General features: G+C 68.1%; 7 protein-coding genes and 2 pseudogenes. 3 read left to right on the top strand and 6 right to left on the bottom strand.

Annotated elements, in window-relative coordinates:
• Positions 1-1008 (bottom strand): annotated as a pseudogene (locus AC2W7M_RS14715) (UDP-N-acetylglucosamine--N-acetylmuramyl-(pentapeptide) pyrophosphoryl-undecaprenol N-acetylglucosamine transferase); the annotation flags it as partial.
• Between the two features lie 75 nt (positions 1009-1083).
• Positions 1084-2283, bottom strand: a complete 1200-nt coding sequence (ftsW, locus tag AC2W7M_RS14710; protein ID WP_486133001.1) for a putative lipid II flippase FtsW — start codon at positions 2281-2283, stop codon at positions 1084-1086.
• 110 nt (positions 2284-2393) lie between these two features.
• Here ftsW and AC2W7M_RS14705 point away from each other — a divergent pair.
• From AC2W7M_RS14705 to AC2W7M_RS14695, 3 genes and pseudogenes are all read left to right on the top strand, one after another.
• Positions 2394-5050, top strand: a pseudogene (locus tag AC2W7M_RS14705) (ligase-associated DNA damage response DEXH box helicase).
• A gap of 420 nt (positions 5051-5470) precedes the next feature.
• On the top strand, positions 5471-5713 hold the full coding sequence (locus AC2W7M_RS14700; RefSeq protein ID WP_486133000.1) for a hypothetical protein: 243 nt from the start codon (positions 5471-5473) through the stop codon (positions 5711-5713).
• A gap of 6 nt (positions 5714-5719) precedes the next feature.
• Entirely contained in the window at positions 5720-6193 is a 474-nt protein-coding gene (locus tag AC2W7M_RS14695) for a hypothetical protein (RefSeq protein ID WP_486132999.1), read from the top strand.
• Between the two features lie 113 nt (positions 6194-6306).
• On the opposite strand, the gene AC2W7M_RS14690 is transcribed toward AC2W7M_RS14695, so the two are convergent.
• The 4 genes from AC2W7M_RS14690 to AC2W7M_RS14675 all read right to left on the bottom strand — a co-directional run bounded on the left by AC2W7M_RS14690 (position 6307) and on the right by AC2W7M_RS14675 (position 8331).
• A complete protein-coding gene (locus AC2W7M_RS14690) occupies positions 6307-6894 on the bottom strand; it encodes an SLATT domain-containing protein (protein ID WP_486132998.1) in 588 nt (195 codons plus the stop codon).
• Positions 6846-7028: a hypothetical protein gene (locus tag AC2W7M_RS14685; RefSeq protein ID WP_486133002.1), complete on the bottom strand. Its 183-nt coding sequence runs from the start codon at positions 7026-7028 to the stop codon at positions 6846-6848. The genes AC2W7M_RS14690 and AC2W7M_RS14685 overlap by 49 nt, the downstream gene beginning before the upstream one ends.
• A gap of 73 nt (positions 7029-7101) precedes the next feature.
• Positions 7102-7734 carry an SMODS domain-containing nucleotidyltransferase gene (locus AC2W7M_RS14680; protein WP_486132997.1) on the bottom strand — a complete coding sequence of 211 codons (633 nt, stop codon included), beginning with the start codon at positions 7732-7734 and terminating at the stop codon, positions 7102-7104.
• Positions 7735-7947: 213 nt separating this feature from the next.
• Complete coding sequence (locus AC2W7M_RS14675) at positions 7948-8331, bottom strand: NfeD family protein (protein WP_486132996.1); 384 nt, start codon at positions 8329-8331, stop codon at positions 7948-7950.
• Positions 8332-8333: the final 2 nt, after the last annotated feature.

Here is an 8333-nt window from a genome sequence, read left to right as displayed (position 1 = left end):
ATCCGGGTCAAATGCGTCGGTTCGCCGGCAAAGCTGTGGATCTCCAGCGCCAGGCGCTCGGGATCGAAACTCCACCTGCCGCAGCACCTTGGCGCCCCCCACCTCGGCCAGCGACCGGGCGTTGGCGGCCTGGTCCTGGTCGAGCGCGTGCGGCAGCGGCACCAGGATCGCCGGCCGGCCGATGGCGGAAAGCTCGGCCACGGTGCCGGCGCCGGAGCGGGAGACCACGAGATGGACCGCGGCCATGCGCGCCGGCAGGTCGTCGAAGAAGGTCGCGATCTCGGCCGAAACGCCGAGCGCGGCATAGGCGGCGCGCACCCGGTCCGCATCCTCCTCGCGCGCCTGCTGGACGATCCGGAGCCGGCCGCGCAGCGCGCCGTCGAGCAGGCCGATGGCATCGGGCACCACGTCTGACATGACCCGCGCGCCCTGGCTGCCGCCGAACACCAGGAGCCGCAGGGGGCCGCCGGGCACCGGTGGATCGTAGGGGATGGCGGCGGCCGCACGCCGCGGGGCGCAGCGGATGCCGGTCCACACCGCCTTGGCGTCGAGCACCGGATCGGCGCGGCACAGGCCGGGAAAGCCGGTGGCGATGCGCGACGCGGCGCGCCAGCATGCGGTTCGCCCGCCCCATGACGCCGTTCGCCTCGTGCAGCGCCGAGGGGACGCCGCAGAGCGACGCCGCCAGCAGCGGCGGCACGGTGGGATAGCCGCCGAAGCCCACCACGCAGGCGGGCTTCAGCCGCCGCATCAAGGCGAGACCCGAGACCAGGCCGGAGACGAGGCGATGCCGGTGCGGGCCAGCGACGCCGCGGAGCGCCCGCGCACCGTGTCGGCCGGCAGCACGTGCAGCTCGCGCGCCGGGAAGTGGCCGGCATAGCGCGCGCGCGGGGCGTCGGTGGCGAGGTCGACCGTGAGGCCGCGCGCGGCAAGCACGCCGGCCAGCGCCTCGGCGGGGAAAAGATGGCCGCCGGTACCACCGGCGGCGAGAAGCACGAGCTTGCTCACGGTTCTGGCCCTCTGCCGGGTCCCCGAGGAACCCGGCGCCGTTCTACCCTGGCCCGCGCCGGGGCGGAAATCGCCTCAGGAGGCGGCGGGAACCGGCTCCGGCCCGGAGGCCTCGCTGGTGCGCGGCTCCGCCTTCCGGCGCGGCTCGCTCAAGGCGGCGAGCGCGGCGGCGCCGGGACGCTTGCGCGACAGCGCGATCAGCATGCCCATGCCGAAGGCGAGCGAGATCAGCGACGAGCCGCCATAGGAAATGAAGGGCAGCGTCATGCCCTTGGCCGGGGCGATGTGGACGTTCACCGCCATGTTGATGGAGGCCTGGAGGCCGAACAGCAGCGTCAGCCCGGTGATGGCGAAGCGCGCGAACGGGTCGCTTTCGTCCATGGCGCGCCGCAGCGAGCGCAGGATGATGAAGGCGAACAGCGCCAGGATGATGAGGTTGAGGACGATGCCGAATTCCTCGCCCGCCACCGCGAACACGAAGTCGGTGTGCCCGTCCGGCAGCATGCGCTTCACCGTGCCCTCGCCCGGCCCGGTGCCGAACCAGCCGCCGTTGCGGAACGAGTTGAGCGCCGCCTCGATCTGGTAGGTGTCGCCGGAATCGGGGTTGATGAAGCGGCTGATGCGTTTCTGCACATGCGAGACCGTGAGGTAGGCGACCACGCCCGCGCCCGCGCCCGCGCCGACGAGGCCCACCATCCAGATCCAGCGCAGCCCGGCGAGGAAGAACAGCGCGCCCCAGACGAGGCAGATCAGCAGGCTCTGGCCGAAGTCCGGCTGGAGCACCAGCGGGACGAGCACGCTCGCCAGCAGCAGCATGGCGAGCGACTGCGCCGGCATCTCCGGCCGCTTCGAGCTTTCGGCGAACAGCCAGGCGGCGAGGATGACGAAGGCCGGCTTGATGAATTCGGACGGCTGCACCGTGATGCCGGCCACCGTGAGCCAGCGCCGGGCGCCCTTCACCTCGGGGCCGAACACCAGCGTCGCCAGCAGCAGCACGAAGAACAGCGCGAACACGCCGATGGCGGTGCGCCGGAGCGCGCGCGGCGTGAGGAAGGAGGTCGCCAGCAGCACCCCCACCGCCGGCACCAGGAACAGGAGCTGGCGGTTCACGAAATGGAACGGATCGTCGATGCCGATCCGCGCCGTGACGGCGGGGCTCGCCGCGAGGGACAGGATGATGCCGATGATCATCAGGCCGAAGAGGGCGGCGAGCAGGGCCCGGTCCACCGTCCACCACCATTCGCTGAGGACGGTCCGGTCGGCGCGGGACATCATGGGACTTCGGTACTCCACGCGGGAACTGACGGCGCACTGTGCGCGAAGACGGTTGACGGGCCATTAAGGCGGCCATCGCGAAACCGCCGGCCGCATCCTATCTTCCAGGCGTGTCCCATGCCGCGCCCAGGGCCGAGGCTGCCCTTCCCCCCGTGTTCCGCCAGTGGTTCCGCGCGCGCGGCTGGACCCCCCGCGCCCACCAGCTGGACCTGATCGACGCCGCGGCCGCCGGCCGCTCGGTGCTCCTCATCGCCCCCACCGGCGCCGGCAAGACGCTGGCCGGCTTCCTGCCGACCTTGGTGGAGCTGAGCGCGGAGCAGCGGAGCAAACCGGGCCGGAAGTCGACGCGCCGTCCGCATCCAAACCGTCCCTTGGCCCCCTCCCCAGCCCTCCATCGCAGCGCGGGGACGGGAGGCACGGCGGACGCCGAAACCGCCCCCGTCCCCTTCGCCCGCTGGCAGGCGGAGCGGCCGCCCTCGCCGCTGCACACGCTCTATATCTCGCCGCTGAAGGCGCTGGCGGTGGACATCGCCCGCAACCTCGAAGCGCCGGTTTCCGAGATGGGCCTGCCCATCCGTGTCGAGACCCGCACCGGCGACACCCCGGCCTCGCGCCGCCAGCGCCAGCGGCGCGACCCGCCCGACATCCTGCTGACCACGCCGGAGCAGATCTCGCTGCTGCTCGCCTCCAAGGATGCCGAGCACCTGTTCTGCGGCCTGAAGCGCGTGGTGCTGGACGAGCTGCACGCCCTCGTCACCTCCAAGCGCGGCGACCTGCTGTCGCTGGCGCTCGCCCGCCTGAGGGCGATCGCGCCCGGGCTGCAATGCGTCGGCCTCTCCGCCACCGTCGCCGAGCCGGACGATCTGAGGCGCTATCTGGTGCCGCAGAACGCGGGCGCGCCGCTTGCCGATCTGGTGGTGGCGCAGGGCGGCGCGGCGCCGGATATCGCCATGCTGGAGAGCCGGGCGAAGATGCCGTGGGCGAGCCACACCGCCCACCATGCGCTGGCCGAGATCTACGAGCTGATCGGCCAGAACAAGCTGTCGCTGGTGTTCGTGAACACCCGCTGGCAGGCGGAATTCCTGTTCCAGGAGCTCTGGCGCATCAATGACGCGAGCCACCCCATCGCGCTCCACCACGGCTCGCTGGCGGTGGAGCAGCGCCGCAGGGTGGAGGCCGCCATGGCGGCGGGGCGGCTCAAGGCGGTGGTGGCCACCTCCTCGCTCGACCTCGGCATCGACTGGGGCGACGTGGACCTGGTCGTCAATGTGGGCGCGCCCAAGGGCGCCTCGCGCCTGATGCAGCGCATCGGCCGCGCCAACCACCGGCTCGACGAGCCCTCGCGCGCCGTGCTCATTCCCGCCAACCGCTTCGAGGTGCTGGAATGCCGGGCGGCGCTGGAGGCGGTCAAAGCGGGGGCGCAGGACACCCCGCCCGAGCGGCAGGGGGCGCTGGACGTACTGGCGCAGCACATCCTCGGCATGGCCTGCGCCGCGCCGTTCGATGCCGACGCGCTCTATGGCGAGGTGACCTCCGCCGCGCCCTACCGCACCCTGTCACGCGCCGATTTCGACGCGGCGGTCGCCTTCGTCGCCACCGGCGGCTATGCGCTGAAGGCCTATGAGCGCTACGCCAAGATCCGCCGCACCAAGGACGGGCTGTGGCGCGTCGCCAATCCCATGATCGCGCAGGCCTACCGGCTGAACGTGGGCACCATCGTCGAGGCCGCCATGCTCAAGGTGCGGCTGGTCTCGGCGCGCGGCGCTGCCAAGACCGGGGTGGCGGGCCGGGTGCGCTTCGGCGGACGGATGCTGGGCGAGGTGGAGGAATATTTCGTCGAGACCCTGGTGCCGGGCGACACCTTTATCTTCGCCGGGGAGATCCTGCGCTACGAGGCGCTGGTGGAGGACGAGGTCTATGTCTCGCGCACCACCGCCACCGAGCCCAGGGTGCCGGCCTATGCGGGGGGCAAGTTCCCGCTCTCCACCTTCCTCGCCGCCGGGGTGCGCGCCTTGCTCTCGGCGCCGGAGCGCTGGCCGGCGCTGCCGGCGCAGGTGCGCGACTGGCTGGAGCTGCAGCGCGCGCGCTCGCGCCTGCCGGGGCGAGACGACCTGCTGGTGGAGACCTTCGCGCAGTCCGGCCGGCACTATCTCGTGACCTATCCGTTCGAGGGCCGCCTCGCCCACCAGACGCTGGGCATGCTGCTGACGCGGCGGCTGGAGCGCGCCCGGCTGAAGCCCATGGCTTCGTCGCCAACGATTATGCGCTGGCGGTGTGGGGCGCCGGCGACATGGGGGACGCGGTGTCCCAAAGCCGGCTCTCGCTCGCCGAGCTGTTCGACGAGGACATGCTGGGCGACGATCTGGAGGCGTGGCTCGCCGAGAGCGCGATGATGAAGCGCACGTTCCGCTATTGCGCGGTGATCGCCGGGCTGATCGAGCGCCGCTTTCCCGGCAAGGAGAAGACCGCGCGCCAGGTCACGGTCTCCACCGATCTCATCTACGACGTGCTGCGCCGGCACGAGAGCGACCACCTGCTGCTGCGCGCCGCGCGGGCGGACGCCGCCACCGGGCTTCTGGACGTGAAGCGGCTCGGCGAGATGCTGGCGCGGGTCAAGGGGCGGATCGTGCACCAGAAGCTGGCGCGCGTCTCGCCGCTCTCGGTGCCGGTGCTGCTGGAGATCGGCCGCGAGAGCGTCGCCGGCGAGGCCAACGAGGCGCTGCTGGCGGAGGCGGAGGAGGAGCTGATCCGCACGGCGATGGGCTGAGCCCGGCGCCAGGCACGCCCCCGTGTAAGAAAATGTTACCACATCGCCGGCGGTCTCGCTCGGGCCGCGTCGCGGCGCTTCCGCGCGCCGCCCAAGGACGGGCGACCCGATCGGGATACCATGCTCACAATCGTTGTTTTCCAATTACTTGGAAAGAACAGACGACGTCATAGAAACGTCTTGAGACGCGGGTGCCAGCGCCAAGTGCAACCGCGGGGCGGCGGCCGAACTGCTCGCCTGCGTTGTTGAATCCCGCGGAATGTGCAACCGGTATGCTTGATTTTCCAGGCCAGCGGCGCTCAGTATCCTGTGGTTGCGTCACCAGGGATTGGAACGATTACAATGAGCCGAAGACTCTTGGCCGTCGCGCTTCTTGCGCCGGCATTGCTCCTCGCGCAGGCGGCCCCCAGCGCCGCGCGCATGAGCTCGGGCGCCGCGGCGGTGACCGCGGGCATCGTCGGTCTTGCGGTGGGCGCGGCGATTGCCGACAGCGCGAACCGCAGCACCTATGTCTACGGGGCGCCGCCGCCGCCGGTCTATGTGCCGCCGGCGCCGTTCTCCCCGGCCTCCAACGTGGTGTGCTATCCGGGCCAGCGGGCCTGCTACTACAACGGCGGCGCCTATGCCGCCGATTGGACTTGGCGCGTCTACGGCAGGAACTGAGATCCCATGACCATGCTCAAGCCCCTGCGCGGCGCGCTCATCGCCCTCGCGCTCTCCGCCGCCGCCTGCGCCCCGGCGCTCGCCCAGTCGGCCGCCCCCCATTCCGGGGCCGCCTTGCCGGACGACGACCGGATGGACAATGCCTGGAACGACCTTCTCGAATCCGAGAACGGCCTGCTTCCGGGGCCGCAATACACCGCGCTCAACAATCTCGCCTTCCAGGCGGCGGTCGTGCGGGTGTGCGACGGCTACACGCTCGACACCGAGACCTTCGGCAAGGGCTTCGCCGGCGTCCTGACCAGCCCGGACAAGGACTTCAACGAGCGCCAGGAGAAGGAATTCGGCGCCGCCGTCCTGGTGGCGTTCGGCGCCCGCTTCGGCCTGTTCCTGGCCGAGGGCAACGGCGACAAGAAGGACTTCTGCGACGCCGCCGCCAAGCTCAAGGCGACGCCGGGCGACGTGCCGCTGTTCCTGAAGTGAACTGACGGGACGGGAAGAGGACAGGCGCCCGGCTTGGCCGGGGCGCCCTGTTATTGGGGGGCTTGGCACTTCGCCCCTCACGACGTCTCTGACCGGCAACGAGTAGCCACCGCTCAGTCCTTGGGCGTCTTTGATCGCTTACCGGATGGGGTCTCTCCGGTCGGCAGGTCGACCGCGAAATCGTAATTTCCGCCCTCGATCTGGTTCTTTGCGCACTCGCGATACCGATCCGGCGGAGTTATGGATCCACCCCGGACGGCGTCCATGCGATCCATAAGCTCCGCCAGCACCTCTTCTGCCTTATCCACCTCGCCGAGCGCTGTTATCCTCGCAAGGCGGCGAAACCGGTCCTGAAGAGCCTTGTATTCGGCGGCAGTCCGTTTGAGTTCTTCGACGTGCGTCTGGATGTCGAGAGCCTCCGAAATGGATGGGATCAGGGTTGCCAAGAAAGCGATAACTGCCACGGCGATAGCAGGTATCAAATCCTTGACGAAAGCTGCACCGGCGAGGGCCGTCAGGATGATGGGGGCCAGTGTGATAGCCTTGTGCTGCCACCGCACCCGACGTAGCCAAGTATAAAGCATCGTGGAAGTCCAGAGGCAGCTTTCGGATTGCCTTAGGGCTTCCTTAACGATCTCCCGACGGCGTGCTTCTATGGTAGCACGCTGATCGGAATCCGAGGTCCGAATATCTTCTGCCATTCCATGCCCGCTAAGATGTCGTAGTCGTCTCGTTCATAATCGCATGCCTGTTCAGCTATGCCGATGGCTGTATCAACCTTGGAAGCCCACTTGTCGCCAAGCTGAACGATTTCGCCTGTGCCGGGGATCGTCACCCATCCATTCGCCCGAGTTCTTATGAATTTTAGGCAGTCACGAACATACCAATCGTAATAATAGTGGTCATAATTACCCCAAGGATAGCTGCGAAAAATCTACAACTAATAGTTCGATAGCGAAAGACTTGAGATCAACCGAAAATTCGTGCTTCCATCTCTTCATAATCTTGCAAAGCGGGCGAACGTTGCCGTTAAAATTGCGGTCAGAATCATCGATGAACTTGATCTGCGCAGCCGGATCGACCGTTTTCCACGATCCGCCGCCGTTTGTGTCCGGCATGATGAACTGCCCATTGCCAACGGCGAACACGGGCACGAGTTCAACCATGATCGAGTTAAAATCGATCTGAACCACCTGCCCGTCGCCACGCTTCCGGGTCTGCGGATAGGTCACCTCCAGCTTGTCCTTAATCTCCTGCAGGAGCGCCGACTGTCCGTTGGAGGCGTAGGCCTGGAAGCGCTGATAAATGGCCCAATCGAATAGAGCCATGATGTCGATGTCCGCGGATGGCCGCACGGGCGTTCTTTTGCCCCAAGAGCCCACCGTAAAGATCGGCGGGTTCTCCGTCGACTCGCCGCCATAGGCACGTTGCAGAGCCTGACCGACGCGCTTCGCCTTACCGAATGCATCTTCAACCTGTTCCTTCGTAGGGTTCAGGTCAGCGTGAAAAGCTCTGAAGCGCTGGCGGACTGCGATCCACATGTCGAATCTCCGGGACGCAGTTTACACTCCACGGAACGAAAATAGAACATAGAAAAGTCCAACCTTTCAGAACACCAATTGTGCAGGCGAACTACGCAACGCGGAGAGGCGAGCGTCTCATGGCTTAAAATGCCGTCATCCAAAGTTGCAATCGAAGTACACCAGCCGTGAAGCTGACCTATCGCGGGCGAAGCCTGGCGTCGGAACACCCCCCTACGCCCGCGCCACCCGCAACGTCGCGCCATCCACCGCCACCACTTTCACCGCCTGCCCGGCCGCGGTGTCCGGGCCCTCGATGCGCCAGACAGAATCGTCGATGCGTACCCGGCCCACCCCGGCGAGGATCGGTTCGTCGAGCACGAACACGCGGCCGATGAAGCCTTCCGCGCGGCGGTTGAGGAACGGGCGGTCGGAGGCCTTGCCCGGCGCCGGGGCGACGCGGCGGCCCACCAGCACGGCGATCACCGCCAGCGCGGCGAAGATCAGCACCTCCATCTGCCAGGTGAGGTCGATCACATAGGCCAGCACGCCGGTGACGAGGGCGGCGATGCCGAGCCACAGCAAAAGCGCCGGCGCGGCGATCTCCGCCAGCAGCAGAG

The sequence above is a fragment of the Xanthobacter sp. BG11Y11_SDJG genome (genome assembly GCF_057364445.1).
This window is presented reverse-complemented; position numbering and strand designations above follow the sequence as displayed.

Coding starts and splice junctions, on each gene's coding strand:
- AC2W7M_RS14680 (WP_486132997.1), bottom strand. CDS start 7,734: ATGTGGATCGCAGTCCGCCAGCGCTTCAGAGCTTTTCACGCTGACCTG.
- AC2W7M_RS14700 (WP_486133000.1), top strand. CDS start 5,471: ATGAGCTCGGGCGCCGCGGCGGTGACCGCGGGCATCGTCGGTCTTGCG.
- ftsW (WP_486133001.1), bottom strand. CDS start 2,283: ATGATGTCCCGCGCCGACCGGACCGTCCTCAGCGAATGGTGGTGGACG.
- AC2W7M_RS14690 (WP_486132998.1), bottom strand. CDS start 6,894: ATGGCAGAAGATATTCGGACCTCGGATTCCGATCAGCGTGCTACCATA.
- AC2W7M_RS14695 (WP_486132999.1), top strand. CDS start 5,720: ATGACCATGCTCAAGCCCCTGCGCGGCGCGCTCATCGCCCTCGCGCTC.